Source organism: Dechloromonas sp. ZS-1 (assembly GCF_039649255.1).
Classification (GTDB): domain Bacteria; phylum Pseudomonadota; class Gammaproteobacteria; order Burkholderiales; family Rhodocyclaceae; genus Azonexus.
Map to the genome: position 1 here is coordinate 308,533 of NZ_JBDIYD010000003.1, position 19,608 is coordinate 328,140.

The 19,608-nt window shown below is 60.0% G+C and carries 21 protein-coding genes; 3 read left to right on the top strand and 18 right to left on the bottom strand.

What is annotated here, in order from left to right:
- The 15 genes from mraY to AACO21_RS06670 all read right to left on the bottom strand — a co-directional run bounded on the left by mraY (position 1) and on the right by AACO21_RS06670 (position 14,404).
- Positions 1–1,104: a phospho-N-acetylmuramoyl-pentapeptide-transferase gene (mraY, locus tag AACO21_RS06600; RefSeq protein WP_346191708.1), complete on the bottom strand. Its 1,104-nt coding sequence runs from the start codon at positions 1,102–1,104 to the stop codon at positions 1–3.
- The gene (gene murF / locus AACO21_RS06605) at positions 1,104–2,480 is read right to left on the bottom strand and encodes a UDP-N-acetylmuramoyl-tripeptide--D-alanyl-D-alanine ligase (RefSeq protein WP_346191709.1); all 1,377 of its coding nucleotides are present in this window, start codon (positions 2,478–2,480) and stop codon (positions 1,104–1,106) included. Before murF ends, mraY begins: the two co-directional genes overlap by 1 nt.
- Positions 2,477–3,952 (bottom strand): UDP-N-acetylmuramoyl-L-alanyl-D-glutamate--2,6-diaminopimelate ligase, encoded by a 1,476-nt coding sequence (locus AACO21_RS06610; RefSeq protein ID WP_346191710.1) that lies wholly within the window; start codon positions 3,950–3,952, stop codon positions 2,477–2,479. Before AACO21_RS06610 ends, murF begins: the two co-directional genes overlap by 4 nt.
- The gene (locus AACO21_RS06615; protein ID WP_346191711.1) at positions 3,949–5,691 is read right to left on the bottom strand and encodes a penicillin-binding protein 2; all 1,743 of its coding nucleotides are present in this window, start codon (positions 5,689–5,691) and stop codon (positions 3,949–3,951) included. The genes AACO21_RS06610 and AACO21_RS06615 overlap by 4 nt, the downstream gene beginning before the upstream one ends.
- On the bottom strand, positions 5,691–5,966 hold the full coding sequence (gene ftsL / locus AACO21_RS06620) for a cell division protein FtsL (protein ID WP_346191712.1): 276 nt from the start codon (positions 5,964–5,966) through the stop codon (positions 5,691–5,693). The genes AACO21_RS06615 and ftsL overlap by 1 nt, the downstream gene beginning before the upstream one ends.
- Positions 5,966–6,892: a 16S rRNA (cytosine(1402)-N(4))-methyltransferase RsmH gene (rsmH, locus tag AACO21_RS06625; RefSeq protein ID WP_346191713.1), complete on the bottom strand. Its 927-nt coding sequence runs from the start codon at positions 6,890–6,892 to the stop codon at positions 5,966–5,968. The genes ftsL and rsmH overlap by 1 nt, the downstream gene beginning before the upstream one ends.
- On the bottom strand, positions 6,889–7,335 hold the full coding sequence (gene mraZ, locus AACO21_RS06630; protein ID WP_346191714.1) for a division/cell wall cluster transcriptional repressor MraZ: 447 nt from the start codon (positions 7,333–7,335) through the stop codon (positions 6,889–6,891). Before mraZ ends, rsmH begins: the two co-directional genes overlap by 4 nt.
- A gap of 292 nt (positions 7,336–7,627) precedes the next feature.
- Positions 7,628–8,332, bottom strand: a complete 705-nt coding sequence (locus AACO21_RS06635; RefSeq protein ID WP_346191715.1) for a DsbC family protein — start codon at positions 8,330–8,332, stop codon at positions 7,628–7,630.
- A gap of 9 nt (positions 8,333–8,341) precedes the next feature.
- A complete protein-coding gene (locus AACO21_RS06640; protein ID WP_346191716.1) occupies positions 8,342–9,505 on the bottom strand; it encodes a UbiH/UbiF family hydroxylase in 1,164 nt (387 codons plus the stop codon).
- A gap of 34 nt (positions 9,506–9,539) precedes the next feature.
- Complete coding sequence (locus tag AACO21_RS06645; protein ID WP_346191717.1) at positions 9,540–9,911, bottom strand: hypothetical protein; 372 nt, start codon at positions 9,909–9,911, stop codon at positions 9,540–9,542.
- 57 nt (positions 9,912–9,968) lie between these two features.
- The gene (locus tag AACO21_RS06650; protein WP_346191718.1) at positions 9,969–10,268 is read right to left on the bottom strand and encodes an HU family DNA-binding protein; all 300 of its coding nucleotides are present in this window, start codon (positions 10,266–10,268) and stop codon (positions 9,969–9,971) included.
- A gap of 214 nt (positions 10,269–10,482) precedes the next feature.
- Positions 10,483–11,097 (bottom strand): NapC/NirT family cytochrome c, encoded by a 615-nt coding sequence (locus tag AACO21_RS06655; RefSeq protein WP_346191719.1) that lies wholly within the window; start codon positions 11,095–11,097, stop codon positions 10,483–10,485.
- Between the two features lie 27 nt (positions 11,098–11,124).
- The gene (locus AACO21_RS06660; RefSeq protein ID WP_346191720.1) at positions 11,125–11,562 is read right to left on the bottom strand and encodes a nitrate reductase cytochrome c-type subunit; all 438 of its coding nucleotides are present in this window, start codon (positions 11,560–11,562) and stop codon (positions 11,125–11,127) included.
- Positions 11,563–11,627: 65 nt separating this feature from the next.
- Positions 11,628–14,141, bottom strand: coding sequence for a nitrate reductase catalytic subunit NapA (napA, locus tag AACO21_RS06665; RefSeq protein ID WP_346191721.1), 2,514 nt, complete (start codon positions 14,139–14,141; stop codon positions 11,628–11,630).
- Complete coding sequence (locus AACO21_RS06670; RefSeq protein WP_346191722.1) at positions 14,138–14,404, bottom strand: chaperone NapD; 267 nt, start codon at positions 14,402–14,404, stop codon at positions 14,138–14,140. The genes napA and AACO21_RS06670 overlap by 4 nt, the downstream gene beginning before the upstream one ends.
- Before the next feature lie 273 nt (positions 14,405–14,677).
- Between AACO21_RS06670 and ahpC the strand changes: the two genes are divergently transcribed.
- The 3 genes from ahpC to AACO21_RS06685 all read left to right on the top strand — a co-directional run bounded on the left by ahpC (position 14,678) and on the right by AACO21_RS06685 (position 17,873).
- The gene (gene ahpC / locus AACO21_RS06675) at positions 14,678–15,241 is read left to right on the top strand and encodes an alkyl hydroperoxide reductase subunit C (protein ID WP_346191723.1); all 564 of its coding nucleotides are present in this window, start codon (positions 14,678–14,680) and stop codon (positions 15,239–15,241) included.
- A 118-nt stretch (positions 15,242–15,359) separates the two neighbouring features.
- Positions 15,360–16,925, top strand: a complete 1,566-nt coding sequence (gene ahpF / locus AACO21_RS06680) for an alkyl hydroperoxide reductase subunit F (RefSeq protein ID WP_346191724.1) — start codon at positions 15,360–15,362, stop codon at positions 16,923–16,925.
- A gap of 519 nt (positions 16,926–17,444) precedes the next feature.
- Positions 17,445–17,873, top strand: a complete 429-nt coding sequence (locus tag AACO21_RS06685) for an OsmC family protein (protein WP_346191725.1) — start codon at positions 17,445–17,447, stop codon at positions 17,871–17,873.
- Positions 17,874–17,927: 54 nt separating this feature from the next.
- Here the strand turns inward: AACO21_RS06685 and coq7 are convergent, their stop codons facing one another.
- From coq7 to AACO21_RS06700, 3 genes are read right to left on the bottom strand one after another with little or no spacing between them, the layout of a single operon-like run.
- Positions 17,928–18,551, bottom strand: a complete 624-nt coding sequence (gene coq7, locus AACO21_RS06690) for a 2-polyprenyl-3-methyl-6-methoxy-1,4-benzoquinone monooxygenase (protein WP_346191726.1) — start codon at positions 18,549–18,551, stop codon at positions 17,928–17,930.
- Positions 18,551–19,075, bottom strand: coding sequence for a CNP1-like family protein (locus tag AACO21_RS06695; RefSeq protein WP_346191727.1), 525 nt, complete (start codon positions 19,073–19,075; stop codon positions 18,551–18,553). Before AACO21_RS06695 ends, coq7 begins: the two co-directional genes overlap by 1 nt.
- A complete protein-coding gene (locus AACO21_RS06700) occupies positions 19,072–19,605 on the bottom strand; it encodes an RNA pyrophosphohydrolase (RefSeq protein WP_346191728.1) in 534 nt (177 codons plus the stop codon). Before AACO21_RS06700 ends, AACO21_RS06695 begins: the two co-directional genes overlap by 4 nt.
- Positions 19,606–19,608 lie beyond the last annotated feature (3 nt).

Below are 19,608 nucleotides of genomic sequence, written 5' to 3' on the forward strand. Positions count from 1 at the left end.
TCAGCGCAGCTTCAGGGTCGACAAGCCGATCAGCACCAGCATGATGGTGATGATCCAGAAACGCACGACAACCTGGGTTTCCTTCCAGCCCGTCTGCTCGAAATGGTGGTGCAGCGGCGCCATGCGCAGGATGCGCCGGCCCTCGCCATATTTTTTCTTGGTGTATTTGAAGTAACTGACCTGCAGCATCACCGAGATGGTCTCGATGACGAACACACCGCCCATGATCAGCAGCACGATTTCCTGGCGCACGATCACCGCCACGGTGCCGAGCGCAGCACCGAGCGCGAGCGCGCCGACATCGCCCATGAAGACTTCGGCCGGATAGGCGTTGAACCAGAGGAAGCCCAGCCCCGCGCCGGCAATCGCACCGAGCAGGATGCACAACTCCCCGGCGCCCGGCACGTACGGAATGAGCAGATATTTCGCGTAGACCGCGTGGCCGGTCACGTAGGCGATGATCGCGAACGCAGCGGCGACCATGACGGTCGGCATGATGGCCAGGCCATCGAGACCATCGGTCAGATTCACGGCATTCGAGGTCCCGACGATGACGAAATAGGTCAGGGTGATGAAGCCAACCACACCCAGCGGGTAAGCCACTGTCTTGAAGAAGGGGACGATCAGTTCGGTCTGCGCCGGCGTCTTGGCCGAAAACGCAATGAACAGCGCAGCGCCCAGGCCAAGCACGGATTGCCAGAAATATTTCCAGCGTGCGGCCAGACCGTTCGGGTCGCGATAGACCACTTTCTTCCAGTCGTCGTACCAGCCGATGATGCCGTAGCCGAGCGTCACGACCAGAACAGTCCACACGTATTTATTGGTCAGATCGCCCCAGAGCAAGGTCGTGATGCCGATGGCGATCAGGATCAGGACGCCGCCCATGGTCGGCGTGCCGGATTTGACGAGGTGGGTCTGCGGGCCATCGGTGCGTACCGCCTGACCGATTTTCTTGGCCGCCAGCCAGCGGATCACGCGCGGCCCGGCGGCCAGCGAAATGAGCAGGGCCGTCATCGCGGCCAGCACCGTGCGCAGGGTAATGTAGTTGAAGACGTTGAAAAAGCGAACGTCCTGCGCCAGCCATTGAGCCAAAGCGAGCAGCATCAGTGTTTCTCCGGGAGATTGTCGGCAGAGGTCGTTGCCACCAGGGCATCCGCCACCCGCTCCATTTTCATGAACCGCGAACCCTTCACCAGCACCGTGGTCTCTGGGCCCAATTCCTTGTCGACCGCCGCGATCAGCTTGTCGACATGGCAGTAATGCCGTGCGCCGTCGCCAAAATTGCGAACGGCGGCTTTGGTGGCTTCGCCCAGGGCAAACAGGCGATCCACGCCCTGGCTCTTTGCATAGCCACCGATTTCGTCGTGATACTGGCCGCTGGCCTCGCCGATTTCGCCCATGTCGCCTAGAACCAGCAATTTCTTGCCAATGGTCGTGGCGAGCACGTCGATCCCGGCCTTCACCGAATCCGGATTGGCGTTGTAGGTATCGTCCAGAATGTCCGCGCCCGCCTTGCCGGCGCGGCGCTGCAAACGGCCCTTCACGCCATCGAAGGCCGCCAGACCGGCCACCACGGCAGCGAGCGGGATGCCGGCTGCCAGACAGGCAGCGGCCGCCGCCACGGCATTGCGCGCGTTGTGCCGGCCGGGAATGCGCAGGGCAATCTTGGCCGCCCCCTCCGGGGTCGTCAGGTCCAGCGTGATTTCCAGGCCATGCTGATGCACGGCTGCCTGCACGTCAGCCGGATGATCGATCCCGAAGGTGCGTACCGGGCGCTGCCCGGCAAGCTTGCGCCAGAAGTCGGCGTAGGCGTCATCCGCATTGACCACGGCCACACCGGTCTCACCCAGGCCATTAAAGATGGCGCCTTTTTCACGCGCTACCTCATCCAGATCGCCCATCCCTTCGAGGTGGGCGCGCTGGGCATTATTGACCAGGGCCACGGTCGGCTTGCCGAGGCGGGTCAGATAGTCGATTTCACCCGGATGGTTCATGCCCATCTCGATCACCGCGGCCTGATGCGTGGCGTTCAGGCCCAGCAGGGTGAGCGGCAGGCCGATGTCGTTGTTCAGATTACCGCGCGTGGCCAGCACGGCATCGCCAAACGCTGCCTGGAGGATGCCGGCGATCATTTCCTTGGTGGTCGTCTTGCCGTTGGAGCCGGTCACGGCGATCACCGGCATGGAAAACTGGGCACGCCAGGCTGCCGCCAGTTGCCCCAGCGCCAAACGGGTGTCGTCGACCAGCACCGCTGATACGCCTGCCGGCACCTTGGCAGCATCCGAGACGAGCAGCGCGCCAGCAGCCTGCGCCGCAGCGGCCAGGAAATCGTGGGCATCGAAACGCTCGCCCTTGAGCGCGACAAAAAGCTGGCCGGCCGCAATGGCACGGGTATCCGTCGATACGCCTTGCAGCGGGACATCCGCCCCGATCAGGCGCCCCCCGACCGCGGCGGCGACTTGAGAGAGCAACCAGTTCATGCGCTCCCCCCCTGCTGCGTACGGCGGCGCGCCAAAGCGTCGGCGGCCACCTCAAGATCGGAAAAGTCGTGACGGACGCCGGCGATTTCCTGATAGGCCTCGTGGCCCTTGCCGGCCAGCAGGATGACATCGCGCTCGTCCGCTTCGGCCACGGCACGCTGAATCGCGGCCCGACGGTCGACCTCGGTTTCGGCATGAATCATCCCGGCCACGATGTCGGCAATGATGCTGTCCGGCACTTCGCTGCGCGGGTTGTCAGACGTAACCAGGACGCGATCGGCGTGCGTTTCAGCCACGCGGCCCATTTGCGGACGCTTGCCCTTGTCACGATCGCCGCCACAGCCGAAGACGACGCTGAGACGCCCACCGCGCGGCGTGGCCACGTCACGCAAGGCGATCAGGGCATTCTCCAGGGCATCCGGCGTATGCGCGTAATCCACCACGACCAGCGGCTCGCCCATCCCGCCCAGGCGTTCCATGCGCCCCGGCGGCGGCGTCAGTGCGTTCAGGCGGCGGGCGACATCGTCGGCAGCCAGCCCGGCATCGTGCAGCACAGCGGCCACCGCCAGCAGATTGGAGACGTTGTAACGCCCGACCAATGCCGTCTCGACCTCAACGCGGCCATTCGGCAGGATCAGTGAAAACGCCTGACCAAACGGCGTGTCATGCAGGTTTTCAGCCCGCACCAGCGCCGGGAATTCACGATCCACCGGACCGATGGCGTAGCCCAGCACGCGGCTGGCCGTCGTTTCGCGGAACAGGCGACGCCCGAAGTCATCATCCAGATTGATCACCGCTGCACGCAGGCGCGGCCAGGCAAACAACTTGGCCTTGGCTTCTGCATAGGCTTCCATCGTGCCGTGATAATCCAGGTGATCGCGCGTCAGGTTGGTGAAGACAGCCACATCGACGCGCGCACCATTCAGCCGGCTTTCTTCGATACCGATCGAGCTGGCCTCCAGCGCACAGGCGGCGGCACGGTTGGCGCGGAACTCGGCCAGATAGCGCATCAGGGTCGTCGCTTCCGGCGTGGTGAAGCCGGTTTCGGTCAAAGCATCCGGGAAGCCGGCCCCCAGCGTGCCGATGATCGCGCAGGGCTTTGCATAGGCACGCGCAATGCATTGGCTGATGGTCGTCTTGCCGTTGGTACCGGTGATCGCGATCAGGGAAAGACCTTCGCTCGGGTGGCCATACACCAGGCTGGCCAGCGGGCCGGCCAGCGGGCGCAACTGCGCGCAGGCCAGGTTGGCGACGGTCCACGCCGGATTCCAGGCAAAATCGCCCTCCGGCGACCAGCACACTGCCACCGCACCGCGTGCAATGGCGTCTTCAATATAACGGCGACCATCGGCAACACCCCCCGGATAGGCCAGGAAGACATCGCCCGGACGCACCTGACGGCTGTCATCGGCCACCCCGCTCGGCGTGATGCCCAAGGTAGCCAGATGATCGAGAAGCTGACGCGGCGTCATAGGGTCTTGTCCTTTCCTGTGGCGGCGGGCAGCGGTGCATCCAGCGGCACACCCAGCGTCCGCAATGCGCCGCCGGTAATCTGGGAGAAGGCCGGCCCCGCCACATCGCCACCATAGTGAGAACCGCCACTGGGCTCATCGATCATGACGGCCACCACCAAGCGCGGATCGCTCATCGGCGCAACACCGACGAAAGAGGCGATGTATTTCCGCGCATAGACACCGTTTTCCAGCTTGTAGGCCGTCCCGGTCTTCCCGCCGACGCGATAGCCTGGTACGCGTGCCTTGGGCGCCGTCCCCTCCGGACCGGCCGCCATTTCCAGCATGCTGCGCACTTCCCGCACCGTCTGCGGCGAGAAAATGCGGCGGCCATGGACCGGCGTTTCATCCAGACGCAGCAAGGAGAGCGGCAACAATTCGCCATCGCGGGCAAAAACGGTATAAGCCCGGGCCAACTGAACCAGGCTGACGGAGATGCCATGTCCGTAGGACATCGTGGCTTGCTCGATCGGACGCCAATTCTTCCAGGGACGCAACCGGCCATTCACCTCCCCGGGAAAACCCAGATTCGGCGACTGACCGAATCCCAGGGCATCGTAGAGTTCCCACATTTCCTTGGGCTGGAACGACAGCGCCAACTTGGCCGTACCGATGTTCGAAGACTTCTGAATCACTTGCGCGACGGTCAGCGCGCCATGCGGATGTGCATCGGAGATGGTGGCGGTGCCAATGGTCATGCGACCCGGCGCGCAATTGATGATCGTGTCGTAACGCACCTTACCCCGCTCCAGCGAGAGGGCCGCAGTAAACGGCTTCATGACCGACCCCGGCTCAAAGGTATCGGTCAAGGCACGATTGCGCAGCTGCGCCCCGGTCAGCGTCTGGCGATTGTTCGGGTTGTAGGTCGGCCAATTGGCCAGCGCGAGAATTTCACCATTGCGCGCATCGACCACAATTGCGCCGCCCGCTTTGGCTTTATTCGTTTCAACCGCAGCCTTCAACTGGCTGTAGGCGATGTATTGCACTTTGGAATCCAGCGCGAGACGGATTTCCTTGCCATCCTGTGGCGGACGAATGGAGCCCACATCTTCAACGATATTGCCCCGGCGATCACGGATTACCGTCCGCGAACCGGCACGTCCCAGCAGGGCAGACTGGTAAGCCAGTTCCACTCCTTCCAAACCCTTGTCATCGACCCCGGTAAAGCCAACGATGTGAGCAGTCATATCGCCCGCAGGGTAATAGCGACGATATTCGCGTTCCTGATGCACCCCCGGCAACTTCATGGCAGCGATGCGCTCGGCGGTCTCCGGCGGCACCTGACGCTTGACGAAGGTGAAGGTCTTTTCCGATGCCAGCTTGCCGTCCAGTTCGCGCACGGACATATCCAGCAGTGCCGCCAGCTGACGCTTCTGATCGGACGAGATCGTGCGCGCATCGCCCGGAATCGCCCAGATCGACTTCATCGGGGTCGACACCGCCAGCATGTCGCCATTACGGTCGGTAATCTTGCCGCGCGAGGCCGAGACCTCGATATCGCGACGGTAACGGGAATCACCCTTTTCCTGCAGGAAATCGTTATTGATCACCTGCAGGTAAAACCCGCGCGCGACGAGCGCCAGAAAAGCCCCCATCAGGAGCAGCCCGACCATGCGCGAGCGCCAGCCTTGCAAAGCCAGTTGCAGCAAGGGGCTTTCGGTAAAACGATGCCCACGCTGGACGCGGCGGCGCACGACCATCAGCGCCCCCCTTTCTTGGGCACGATGACCACGCGCCCCGCTGCATCCGGCACCACCATGTGCAGACGTTCGCGCGCGATTTTCTCGATCCGCGGGTGCGTTGCCCAGGTCGACATTTCCAGTTGCAGCTGACCATATTCCACGTCCAGCTGGCGCGCCCGTTCCTGCTCGTTTTCCAGATCCTGAAAGAGCTTGCGCGCCCGATGCTGGGAGGTCACCACACCCAGGGCGCACATCACGGCGATCACCAGCAGGAACATGTTGAAGCGGATCATCAGACCTTCTCCGCGATCCGCATTACCGCGCTGCGCGCACGCGGATTGGCCTCGACTTCCTGCGCCGACGGCTTGATGGCCTTGCCGACCAAACGCAGCTTGGGCTGGGGCAGCTGATCAGCACGCAAGGGAAGATTCTTAGGCAGCGCATCGGCCGTTGCCTGCGCACGCATGAAATTTTTGACGATCCGATCTTCCAGAGAATGAAAGGAAATCACCACCAGACGCCCGCCCGGCTTCAACAGATCGAGCGCCTGCGGCAGGGCTACTTCCAGCTGGCGGAGTTCCTGATTGATATGAATCCGTAGAGCTTGAAAGCTGCGCGTCGCCGGGTCCTGCCCTGGTTCACGGGTGCGCACGGCCGAGCGTACAAGGGTCGCGAACTGACCTGTTGTGACAATAGGTTGTTCGAGCCGAGCAGCCACAACCTTCTTTGCAATCTGGAAAGCAAACCGTTCTTCGCCATAGTTCTTGATGACCTCCGCAATTTCCCTCTCCTCAGCCCGCGCCAACCACTCAGCCGCCGTCTCGCCCTGCGTCGTATCCATACGCATGTCGAGCGGTGCGTCGTAGCGGAAGCTGAAGCCGCGCTCCCCGTCGTCAATCTGCGGCGACGACACGCCAATATCAAACAGAATCCCGTCAACGCCGGCGACACCCGCCTCGGCTGCGGCCAAGCCAATCTCGCCAAAGGCACGATGCACCAGACGGAAACGCGGGTCGGCAATGGCTGCCCCCGCCGCAATCGCCATCGGGTCACGGTCAACCGCAACCAGACGCCCTTTTTCAGACAGACAGGAAAGAATTCGGCGACTGTGGCCGCCACGGCCAAAGGTGGCATCCATGTACACGCCATCGGCATTGACCGACAACGCTTCCACCGCCTCCTCGAGCAGCACCGTGATGTGGGCGCCGCTCGTCGTCACAGCACGAGATCCCCGAAACCAGGCGGCAAGTCGCCCGACAGCGCCTCAGCAGCCAGATCGTTCTGACGCTTCCAGCCTGCCTCACTCCAGATTTCGAAATGCGAACCCATACCCACCAGATAGACGGTTTTTTCAAACTGCGCGTACTCGCGCAACTCCGGCGCCACCAGGAGACGCCCCGCGGAATCGAGTTCCTCGGTACGCGCATTCCCGACCAGCACACGCTTAATGGAGGCCGCCCGCGGATCCAGGCTAGACGCCTTGAGGATCTGGTCGCGAATCGGCTGCCATGCCGGCGAGGGATACAACAGCAGGCAACGATGTGGGTGCGCCGTCAGGACGAGACCGCCCTCAGCGGCTGCGAGCAGGGACTCGCGGTGCCTTGCCGGAATGGCAAGCCGCCCCTTCGCATCCAGACTGATCGCTGTCGCCCCCTCGAACATTTCCCCTCGTCGCTCCCCGTTTACCCACTTTTCGACACGTTTACCCACTTTAGTGCAACGGATTTGGCGCGTCAATAGAAAAAATGGATTTTTTTCTTTTACAACAAGGACTTAGAGCACTTTTAAAAGCGTTTTTTATTAAAAATTTCCCTTAAAAATCAAGACTCGTGAAATGACACTTAAAGTGACTTGTCAGGATTTGAGAGAAATCAAACGCGCTCCAGGGCTGCCATGCCATGAAAATAAAAAAGGGGTGGCCTGAGCCACCCCTTGAAGGCGCAAAAAACAGCGATCAGCGCGCTTGATTCAGCTTTTGCTCGATTCGAGCCAGCGGCATGGCACCCGGAACGCGCTCACCATCCACAAAGAAAATCGTCGGCGTCCCCGTGATATTGAGACGACGCCCCAGTTCCTGATTACGCGCAATGGCCGAGACATCACAATCCTCCTTGCCATTCAGGGCGCGTCCTTCCACCATCCAGTCGCTCCATGCCTTTGCACGATCAGAAGCACACCAGATCTGGCGCGACTTGCGCACCGAATCCTCGGAGAGAATGGGATACAAGAACGTGTAGACCGTCACGTTATCGAGTTTTTGCAAGTCTTTGGCCAAGCGCTTGCAGTAACCGCAATTTGGATCTTCAAAGGTAGCCAGCACGCGCCGACCATCCCCTTTGACTTGCTTGATGGCACGTTCGAGCGGCAATTCCGAGAACTTGATTGCACTCAGCTTCTTCATCCGCTCTTCGGTCACATTCTTCATGGTCTTGGCATCGATCAGCTGCGCGCCAACCATGATCGCCGTCATCTTTTCGTCGGTGTAGAGCACATTGCCGTCGGCGTAGACCTCATACAAACCCATGTAACCGGACTTGGTCACACTCTCCACCTTGGTCCCCAGCTTGGCCTCCATTCCCTTGCGAATATCCGCCTCGTCGGCCATCACACCCAATGAGAGGCACGCCGCCAGCACCGCGGGAAAGCGTTTTCCAAACATGCAATACTCCTAAACGTAGCCTAATGCGTAGCGCACCAAGGCATTCTTGAGAAAAGACAAATTGTCCGTCAAACCCAGACCCGCATTTCTCAGGAACGCAGCGCCAGGCAAACGTGATGCAAACAAACCGCGCAACGCATGCGTCGTTTGCTGCAACAAAAGCGTCTCTTCCTTGCGCATACGCTGATAACGCGACAAGAAACGCTCACTACCAATATCCTGCCAAGGCGACGCCTGCTGGAGCAGTTGCGCCAGCGCGCGCGCATCCTGGAAACCCAGATTGATACCATGCCCAGACAAAGGATGAATGCCATGCGCTGCATCACCCACCAGCGCAACCCGGGCAGCCACGGTCTTCGGCACCCGAATCAAGCGCAGCGGAAACGCTGCCGCAGGCGTCAATAACGACAAATCACCCAACACCCCGCCCCCTGCTTCCGCGACCCGCGCAGCCAGGGCGTCCGGCGCCAGGTCCAGCAAGGCATCCGCGTGCTCGTTCGGCGTAGACCAGACAATGGATATTCTGTTCCCCGGCAAAGGCAGATAGGCCAGCACCCCATCCTCACGGAACCATTGATAAGCCACACCCGCATGCGGACGCTCAGTCTCGAAATTGGCAACCACGCCTTTGTCGCCATAATGGGTGACAGCCTCGGCCAAGCCGGCGGACTGACGCACCCACGAATCCCGGCCATCTGCCCCCACCAGCAAGCGGCCACCCAATACCCGCCCATCGTCCAGGGTCAGCACAGCCCTATCGGCATCCACCGCCATGGCGGCCGGGCACGCCGGACAGAACAGGGTGAGATTGGATTGGCGCTTCAAGCCCTCCCAAAATTCGCACGCCATCAAGGCGGACTCGAGAATCCAGCCTAATTCGGAAACACCGCTCTCATAAGCGGAAAAGGCAAGGCGCCCCCCCCGGTCTCCCGCGACCGCCATGCTGCGAATCGGCTCAATACGACTCGTATCGAGATGCCGCCAGGCACCAATTTCATCGAGGAATTCAGCATTGGCAGGGCTGACCGCATAGACCCGCGCATCCCATCCTGCCGGACGCACCGGTGCACGCCCCTCGACCAATGCAATGCTCAAAGAGGTGTTGCGTAGCGCAAGCGCCAGACTGGCACCGGCCAAGCCGCCGCCAACAATAATCAGATCAAACTGCTGCATAAAATTTCGGCCTCACCCAAGAGGCCCACGCCGATCAGGCTGCAGGCGTCCCGCCGGCATCACCCGGCCCCTTTTTCTGGCGGGGGCGACGGTTATTGTTGCCGCCATTATTATTGTTGTTATTGTTATTGCGCGGACGATGCTTCTTCTGCTGCTGGCCGCCACCGCCACCACCATGCGCCTGCTTGCCTGCATGGCCATGACCACCACCGCCGGCACGGTCGTTACTACCGATACGGTTGCCCGGGGCCAACTGGATTTCCAGTTCGATGATTTCATCCCACTGCTCGTCCGTACGATCCCGTTCCGGAATGGAGAGCAGTTCACGCAAACGCCGACGGCTATCAGTCAGCGACGAGGAGCCGGTATCGACGACCGGCGGATTTTCGGGATTTGGATTCGTCATTTCAAAAATAAAAGGCGGAGCCCCCAATCGGAGAACTCCGCGTACAGATCAGCCAGATTACTTCTTCTTGGCAGCCGGCTTCTTGGCAGCCACTGCAGCCTTGAAGGCAGTACCCGGGGTGAATTTCGGGACCGTAGTGGCCGGGATCTTCAGGGTAGCGCCCGTCTTCGGGTTCTTGCCGGTACGCGCAGCGCGCTTTGCGGACTTAAATGTGCCGAACCCGACGAGGGTGACAGACTCCCCTTTCGACACGGCCTGAACGACCGCACCGATGATGGCCGACAGCGCCTTATCGGCAGCAGCCTTGGTAATACCAGCTTCTTTTGCAGCAACTTCGACCAGCTCGGATTTATTCATCTAAGTGCCTCCTGTTACCTGTTAATTTGAAGAAAACTGGCCGTCGGAACGGCAGCACGATAAAAGTAGCATACCTTATCGTATTCGTGTTGGTCGAAAACCCCCTATTTACAGGGGGTTTCAGGAAAATTTGCAATTTCCCCACGTCGACCGTAGCGCAGCGGCAATAAAAACCCCGGCCGAGGCCGGGGCGGGTCTTTCAAGGCCGGATGGCTTACTTCGCTTCAGCCGGCTTTTCTGCGCCTTTCTCGCCATGCGAGATTTCCAGCGCCCCCTCGTTCTGCTTACCAATATGCTGGTCGATACGCGGCAACTGGTGCGCAATCCCCTTGTGGCAATCGATGCAGGTTTTACCCTCATCGAATGCAACCGGATGGGTACGGGCGGCACGCGGCCCCTGTTCGGTGTAATCCATGTAGTCGTAACGGTGGCAGTTGCGGCACTCACGTGAATCGCTGCTCTTCATGCGATCCCATTCATGCTGCGCCAGTTCGTGACGCTTGGCATTGAATTTCTCCGGCGTATCAACGCTCCCCAGAATCTTGTGCAGCACCTCGTTGGAAGCCTGGAGCTTGCGAATCATCTTCGGCCCCCACTCCTTCGGCACATGACAATCCGGACAGGTGGCACGAACGCCAGTACGGTTGGTGTAGTGAATCGTGTTCTGATATTCCTTGAACACGTTCTCTTCCATCTCATGACAGGAGATACAGAAGGATTCCTTGTTGGTTGCCTCCAGAGCCCAGTTGAAGCCCCCCCAGAACACGATACCGGCCACAAAGAGCAGCAGCGCCGATGTCAGACCGATGCGCTTGAGCCAGCCGGGCATGCATTTTTCGAGATTCATCATTCCCCCTTAGTTCTTGGCAGACGGCTTGTAGTTGTTCTCAACCAGCGGCTTGGCATCGAACTGCGGCACATGACACTGCATGCAGAAATAGCGGCGCGGCGAGATGGTTTGCAGCTTTTTATCGTCGCGGTCCAGATAGTGCGACTTGGCCACCTTGGTTGCCCCGGTTTCCTCCGCGCGCTCCTTCGAATGGCAGTCCATGCACTTGTTGAAGTTCTGCGTGACGTTGTAGCCCTTGATGCTGTGCGGAATCAGCGGCGGTTGTTTCTGGAAATTACGCGGAATATTTTCCTTGTCCTTTTCCGGACGGAACATATCGACCTTGGACGTCTGGTCGATCGCGATATCACCCCGTTCAGAGATGACCTTTTCCTGCGCACTGGCAACACCCGCCCCCGAAAGAAGCATTGCTGCCGCCAGGGCCAGAGCAGGGAATAGTTTCATGGTTTCTTTACCTCCGGTGTGCGGCCGGACAACAGCCGGCCGCTTATCGTTCATGTCTGCGAGACTCAGGCCTTGACCACCTTGACGGCACACTTCTTGTAGTCCGTTTCTTTCGAAATCGGGCAAGTCGCATCCAGCGTCAGTTTGTTGATCAAACGACCCGCATCGAAGAACGGCACAAAGACCAAGCCGCGCGGCGGCTTGTTACGGCCGCGGGTTTCCACACGCAGCTTGATCTCGCCACGACGGGACGCCACCTTGACCTCCATGCCCCGCTGCAGACCACGCGCCTTGGCATCTTCCGGGTGCATGAACAGCACGGCATCCGGGAAGGACTTGTATAGTTCCGGCACACGACGGGTCATCGTACCGGTGTGCCAATGCTCCAACACGCGACCGGTACAGAGCCACAGGTCGAACTCCTTATCCGGCATTTCAGGGGGATCCTGGTACGGCAGGGCGAAAATCACGGCCTTGCCATCTTTATGCCCGTAGAACTTCACGCCATCGCCCTTCTTGACGTAGGGGTCATAGCCCTCACGGAAGCGCCACAGGGTTTCCTTACCCTCGACGACCGGCCACCGGAGGCCACGCGCCTTGTGATACGTATCGAACGGCGCCAGATCGTGACCATGGCCACGGCCAAACTGCGCATACTCCTCGAACAAGCCCTTCTGAATGTAGAAACCGATCAGCTTGGAGTCATCATTGTCATGACCGGCCTGGGTTTCGTTCAGCTTGTACTTGTTAACCACGCCATTGGCGTAGAGGACATCAAACAGGGTCTTGCCCTTCAACTTGGGTGCCTTGGCGATCAGCTCTGCCGGCCAGACATCTTCAACCTTGAAGCGCTTGGAAAACTCCATCACTTGCCACAAATCCGAACGGGACTCGCCCGGCGCCTTGACCTGCTGACGCCAGAACTGGGTACGGCGCTCGGCGTTACCGTAAGCGCCTTCCTTCTCGACCCACATCGCGGTCGGCAGGATCAGGTCGGCCGCCATGGCGGATACCGTCGGGTACGGATCGGATACGACCGCAAAGACCTCCGGATTACGCCAACCCGGATAGAGTTCGCCGTTGATGTTCGGACCGGCCTGCATGTTGTTGTTGCACTGCTGCCAGTAGAAGCCGATCTTGCCGTCCTTCAGCGCGCGCGCCATGGCCACAGCGTGCAGGCCGATCTTGTCGGGGATGGTACCTTCCGGCAATTGCCAGATTTCTTCAGTATGCTTGCGGTGATCCGGATTGGTCACCAGCATGTCGGCCGGCAAACGGTGGGCAAACGTCCCGACTTCGCGCGCCGTACCACAGGCAGACGGCTGGCCGGTCAGCGAGAACGGGCTGTTACCCGGCTCGGAAATCTTGCCGACCAGCAGGTGCACGTTGTAGATCATGTTATTGACCCAGGTACCGCGCGTATGCTGGTTGAAGCCCATGGTCCAGAAGGACATGACTTTGGTCTTCGGATCCGCGTACACCTCGGCCATGGCGATCAGATCCTTGACCGGCACGCCCGAAATCTTGGAGGTCTTCTCGGCCGTGTATTCAGAAACGAATTTCTTGAATTCGTCGAAGCTGATGTCGTCTGCCTTGGCCGGATTACCCTTCGGCTTGCCATCTTCACCCGGATAACCGTTATTGGTCGCCTTCTTTTCCAGATCGTGATTCGGGCGCAGGCCGAAACCGATGTCGGTTTCACCCTTCTTGAACTTGACGTACTTGCTGACGAAGTCCTGATTGACCTTGCCGGTCGAGATGATGTGGTGGCAGATGAAGTTCAGAATCGCCAGATCAGTGTTCGGCTTGAACACCATCGGGATATCGGCCAACTCGAAGGAGCGATGTTCGAAGGTCGACAGCACGCCCACTTTGACATGCTTGTTCGAGAGCTTGCGGTCGGTGATGCGGGTCCACAGAATGGGATGCATCTCGGCCATGTTCGAGCCCCACAGGAAGAAGGCATCGGCGTGCTCGATGTCATCGTAGCAGCCCATCGGCTCATCGATCCCGAAGGTACGCATGAAGCCCGCAACTGCCGACGCCATGCAGTGGCGGGCATTGGGATCCAGGTTATTCGTGCGGAAGCCGGCCTTCATCAGCTTGGATGCGGCGTACCCTTCCCAAACCGTCCACTGCCCCGAGCCAAACATGGCCAGGCCGTTCGGTCCTTTGGCCTTGAGGGTCGCCCGGACCTTCTCTTCCATGATGTCAAAGGCTTGCTTCCAGGAAATCGGCGCAAACTCGCCGTTCTTGTCGTACTTACCATTGGTCATGCGCAGCATCGGCGTCTTCAGACGGTCCGAGCCATACATGATCTTCGACAGGAAATAGCCTTTGATGCAGTTCAGACCACGGTTGACCGGCGCGTCCGGATCGCCCTGAGTGGCCACCACGCGGCCCTCCTGCGTCCCCACGAGCACGGAACAGCCGGTGCCACAAAAACGGCACGGTGCCTTGTCCCAGCGAATTTCATCCTTGCCGCCCGCAGCCACGGCCGTCCCGGCCTGCATGCCTGCCGCAGTCATGGCTGCAGCAGCGGCATTGGCCTTGATAAAGTCGCGTCGATTGAGTTTCACGCTTGTACCTCCTCGGTATCTGATGTTTCTGGTTCGTCGTCGCTGTACTGATAGACCATGGCTACCGAGGCGACGCCGGGAATACCATGCAGGGCCACGTAGGTATCCGCGGCCGAATTTGTATCGCTGTCTTCGATGACCACCACCATCTTGCCCTCCGGGCTTTCGGCGTGGATTTCCACACCGGGCAGTTCCTCGATTGCCGTGCGCGCGGCCGTCAATTGCAGCGGCGCAACATGCAGAATGGCACTGGAAATATTCATCCCGCCTATACCTCCATCAACCCAAAGGTTATTCAGATGCCGCTATCTTCCGGAGGGGGGGGGCTGGCAAGTTTGATATGCGTCAACTTCATACCCCTGGCAGGTACAACCTACGACTTTGGTGATATTCGCGACTAGTTAATTGGTAGTAGAAAAGGCGACCGATCAATTAGCAATCACAATCGATCAAATTTAAAAGATCAATTGGATCAATCAAGCGTCGATTCCTACAATGCGTCCTGTTGTTACTTCAAACCCACACAGGAGCACACCATGTCGCTGATCAACACCCAAGTTCAACCGTTCAAGGCCCAGGCTTTCCACAATGGCAAGTTCATCGAAGTCACCGAAGCCAGCCTGCAGGGCAAGTGGTCCGTCCTGATCTTCATGCCGGCCGCCTTCACCTTCAACTGCCCGACCGAAATCGAAGATGCCGCCAACAACTACGCCGAGTTCCAGAAGGCCGGCGCCGAGGTGTACATCGTCACCACCGACACGCATTTCTCGCACAAGGTCTGGCACGAAACCTCGCCGGCCGTCGGCAAGGCCCAGTTCCCGCTGATCGGCGACCCGACCCACGCCCTGACCAACGCGTTCGGCGTGCATATCCCGGAAGAGGGCCTGGCCCTGCGCGGCACCTTCGTGATCAACCCGGCCGGCGTGATCAAGACCGTTGAAATCCACTCCAACGAAATCGCCCGCGACGTTTCCGAAACCCTGCGCAAGCTGAAGGCCGCCCAATACACCGCCGCCCACCCGGGCGAAGTCTGCCCGGCCAAGTGGAAGGAAGGCGAAAAGACCCTGGCCCCGTCGCTGGACCTGGTCGGCAAGATCTAAATCTCAAGCCCGATCTCAACAGAGAAACGCTTCCCGCCGCATCCCCGGCGGCGGGATTTCAGCGCTTTGCGACGGTCGACCGTCGCAAAGCAGTGAAAATCAGCCTAGGGAGAACACCATGCTCGACACCACCATTCAGGCCCAATTGAAGGCCTATCTCGAACGCCTCCAGCGCCCGGTCGAACTGGTCGCCTCACTGGACGACAGCGACAAGGCGCAGGAAATGCGCAGCCTGCTGGACGATATTGCCGCCCTCTCCGACAAGGTCAGCATTCGTAACGACGGGCAGCACCGCCTGCGCCCCTCCTTCGGCATCGCCGAAGCCGGCCATGCGCCGCGCATTCACTTTGCCGGCCTGCCGATGGGCCATGAGTTCACCTCGCTGGTCCTCGCCCTGCTTCAGACCGGCGGCCACCCGCCCAAAGTCGACCAAACGGTGATCGATCAGATCAAGGCCCTGCCCGGCCCCTTCGATTTCGAAACCTTCATCTCGCTGTCCTGCCACAACTGCCCGGATGTCGTGCAGGCGCTGAACCTGATGGCGGTGCTGAACCCGAACATCACCAGCACCATGATCGATGGCGCCCTTTTCCAGGACGAGGTCAACGCCCGCCAGATCATGGCGGTCCCGACGACCTACCTGAATGACGCTGAATTTGGCGCCGGTCGCATGCTGATCGAAGAAATTCTGGCCAAAGTGGACACCGGCGCCGCAGCGCGCGCCGCCGCCGAACTCGGCCAAAAGGAAGCGTTCGATGTACTGGTGGTCGGCGCCGGCCCGGCTGGTGCTGCGGCAGCGATCTACGCCGCACGCAAGGGCATCCGCACCGGCGTGCTGGCCGAGCGTTTCGGCGGCCAGGTCATGGATACGCTGGGAATCGAGAACTTCATCTCGGTCTCGCATACCGAAGGCCCGAAACTGGTTGCCTCGCTCGAACAACACGTCAAGGACTATGCCGTCGATGTGATGAACCTGCAGCGTGCAAACAAGCTGGTCCCGGCGGCTGACAACGGCGGCCTGGTCGGCATCGAACTGGAAAACGGCGCCAAGCTGCAGGCCAAGACGGTCATTCTTTCAACCGGCGCCCGATGGCGCGAGATGAATGTGCCCGGCGAAAAGGAATACAAGGCCAAGGGCGTCTGCTTCTGCCCGCATTGCGATGGACCGCTCTTCAAGGGCAAGCGCGTCGCCGTGATCGGCGGCGGCAACTCCGGTGTCGAAGCCGCCATTGACCTGGCAGGCATCGTCGCCCACGTCACCCTGCTGGAGTTTGCCGACACCCTGCGCGCCGACGCCGTGCTGCAAAGCAAGCTGAACAGCCTGCCCAACGTGACCGTGATCAAGCAAGCCCAGACCACGGAAGTCACCGGCGACGGCCAGAAGGTCAACGGGATTCGCTACACGGATCGGACGACCGGCGAGTCACACCACGTCGAGCTTGAAGGCATCTTCGTTCAGATCGGACTGCTGCCGAATACGGATTGGCTGAAGGGCACGCTTGAGCTCAGCCGGTTTGGCGAAATCATCATTGATGCCAAGGGGCAAACCAGCCTGCCCGGGGTGTTTGCAGCCGGTGACTGCACGACCGTGCCCTACAAGCAGATCATCATCGCCATGGGTGCTGGCGCCACGGCATCGCTCTCCGCCTTTGATCACCTGATCCGAAGCTCGGCCCCCGCCTGACGCTGGCTCGAAAACGATCACCACCCGTTCGCCCCCGTTTATCGGGGGCTTTTTTTCGCCTGCGCTTTGCCGCCTGGATTCAGAGAAGCCCACCCGGCGACGGTCGACGCAAAACGAGGCCAGAAAATGGGCGAAAAAAAACGCGGCCTATTGAGCCGCGTTAAATCCACACCAAAGGAGGAGGGTGGAGGAGACAAATCTGAACTGGAAGAATGCTTCGCTTGCAGTTCGTACGCTTCGCATTCTGCCGGAAGGGGCCCTAGGGCGCAACAACATTTTGTGCATCGCACAATAATATATTCTATTAGTACATATGCTTTATTTATTAAATATAACTTATTGAACTTTATAAATAATGAATAACATTAAACAAACAATAACGCATTGTTAAACCAAAAACACAACCCCGTAGGCCACGCGCCAAATCACACCATTTGCTGCACCGCAGCATTTTTTGAAGAAGCCCCAGCCCGGCACGATATCCGCTAGAATTCGCCCTCTTTCAAGGAGATAGCCAAGATGGAATGTACGGTTCGCTGGATGGGAAATGATGCAGGCATGTCCTTCGTGGCCGAGACAGGCAGTGGACACGCCGTGGTCATGGATGGCGCCCCGGAGGCTGGCGGGCGCAACCTGGCCGCCCGCCCGATGGAAATGATCCTCGCCGGCACCGGCGGTTGTACTGCGTTCGATGTCGTCCTGATCCTGAAGAAAGGCCGCCATGCCGTGAGCGCCTGCGACGTTCAGCTCAAAGCCGAGCGCGCAGAGACCGACCCGAAGATTTTCACGAAGATTCACTTCCACTACCGGGTCAAGGGACACAACCTGAAACCGGAAGCCGTGGCGCGCGCCATTGAGTTGTCCAAGGACAAATATTGCTCGGCCTCGATCATGATGGCCAAGACGGCAGAGATCACGCACGACTTCGAAATCATCGAAGAAGCCTGACCCCGCCACAACAGCAAGGCAGCCGGCACGCCACAGCGCGTGCCGCCCTCCTGCTTAAATGCGATACGCCGTCCGCGTCATGATCTGGCCAGTCAGCTTCATGGCAAATTTGATCGGCGCAGGCAGCTCAGCCGCACCGAATTCAATCGCCGTTTCCGCGTGCTTGATTTCGTCCAGACGCATTTGATCGACGATCGCACGGGAGCGCTGATCCTGCACCGGCAAGGCCTCAAGGTGGCTGTCCAGATGCGCTTCGACCTGGCGCTCGGTCTCGGCCAGAAAACCGAGATTCCACTTATCCCCCAAGACCCCGGCCAGCACGCCCAGCGAGAGTGAGCCCGCATACCACAGCGGGTTCAGCAGGCTCTTGCGCCCACCCAGTTCGGCAATGCGCTGCTCGGTCCAGGCGAGATGCTCGGTTTCCTCATCCGCCGCATGACGCAAGGCATCACGCACCTCGGGATCGCGCGACGTCAGCGCCTGCCCTTGATACAAGGCCTGCGCACAAATTTCACCGCAGTGATTGACCCGCATCAGGCCAACGACGTGATGCTTTTCAGCCTCAGAGAGCGGTGCATCCGGCAACGCGCCCCCTGGCGTCGGGCGTACGCTGCGCGCGGGCGCCGCCAACGTGCGCAAGGCACGGTCGAATTCAAGAATCCAGCGATCAGCAGCCATCACGCCCCCGAACGCCGAGTGGCCGGGTGCCCGCCACGCCTGAGCGCGTCGCGTGCCTCATCGGCACTACGCACAACGATCCCGTCCGGGCAGAAATACTCCAGGAACAGAGCAGCGTGCTGACGGTTCTGCGGCACATCCTGAATGCGCTGCCAGGTTTTCACCCGTGACGGGGACCAACTGCCATCCAGACGCCCCGTGGCATACAAACGCCACTCACGCGTATCGCAGCGCATGCCTTCATAAGACACATTGCGTGCGCCGCCTGCCGTCTGGACCTTCAGGGCGTAACGCACCACGCCGTCATTTCCCACGGAGAGACTGCTGCCATCGACAAAAAAACGATTTTCGGTGGCCGCGCTGACGAAAAACGGCATCCAGGCACTCTCCGCCGGAGAAGGCGGCAAAGTGACGGCACCCTCCTGCCAACCCTTCGGCAAATCATCCTCGTCGCCAGCGGCAGCATACGCGCCGGCACAAAGAGACAGAGACGCCACCAGCGCCATCCACAGACCGGACTTCATTCATCGCTCTCCACGGCATGCCCCTCATCGCTCGAACGACGTACGCGCGTACGCCGATCCTGGTCGAGATAACGTACCAGTTCGTTCAGCGCCTGTTCATAGACACCGCGCTTGAATTCGATGACCGCATCGAGCGGGACCCAGTACTCGTTCCAACGCCAGGCATCGAACTCCGGCTTCGGGGTCGCGCGCAGACAGACGTCGCTGTCACGCCCAACCAGTCGAAGCAGAAACCAGATCTGCTTTTGCCCCTTGTACGATCCGCGCCACTCGCGCTTGATCCAGTGTGTCGGCACCTCGTAACGCAGCCAACCCTTGGTTCGGCCAAGGATGCGCACGTGCTCGGGCAACAGCCCGACCTCTTCGAACAGCTCCCGGTACATGGCCTCTTCCGGGGACTCTCCCCGTTTGATGCCACCCTGCGGAAACTGCCAGGAATGTTCACGAATGCGCTTGCCCCAGAAAACCTCGTTTTTGGCGTTACAAAGAATGATGCCGACGTTCGGGCGATAGCCTTCACGGTCGAGCATAAA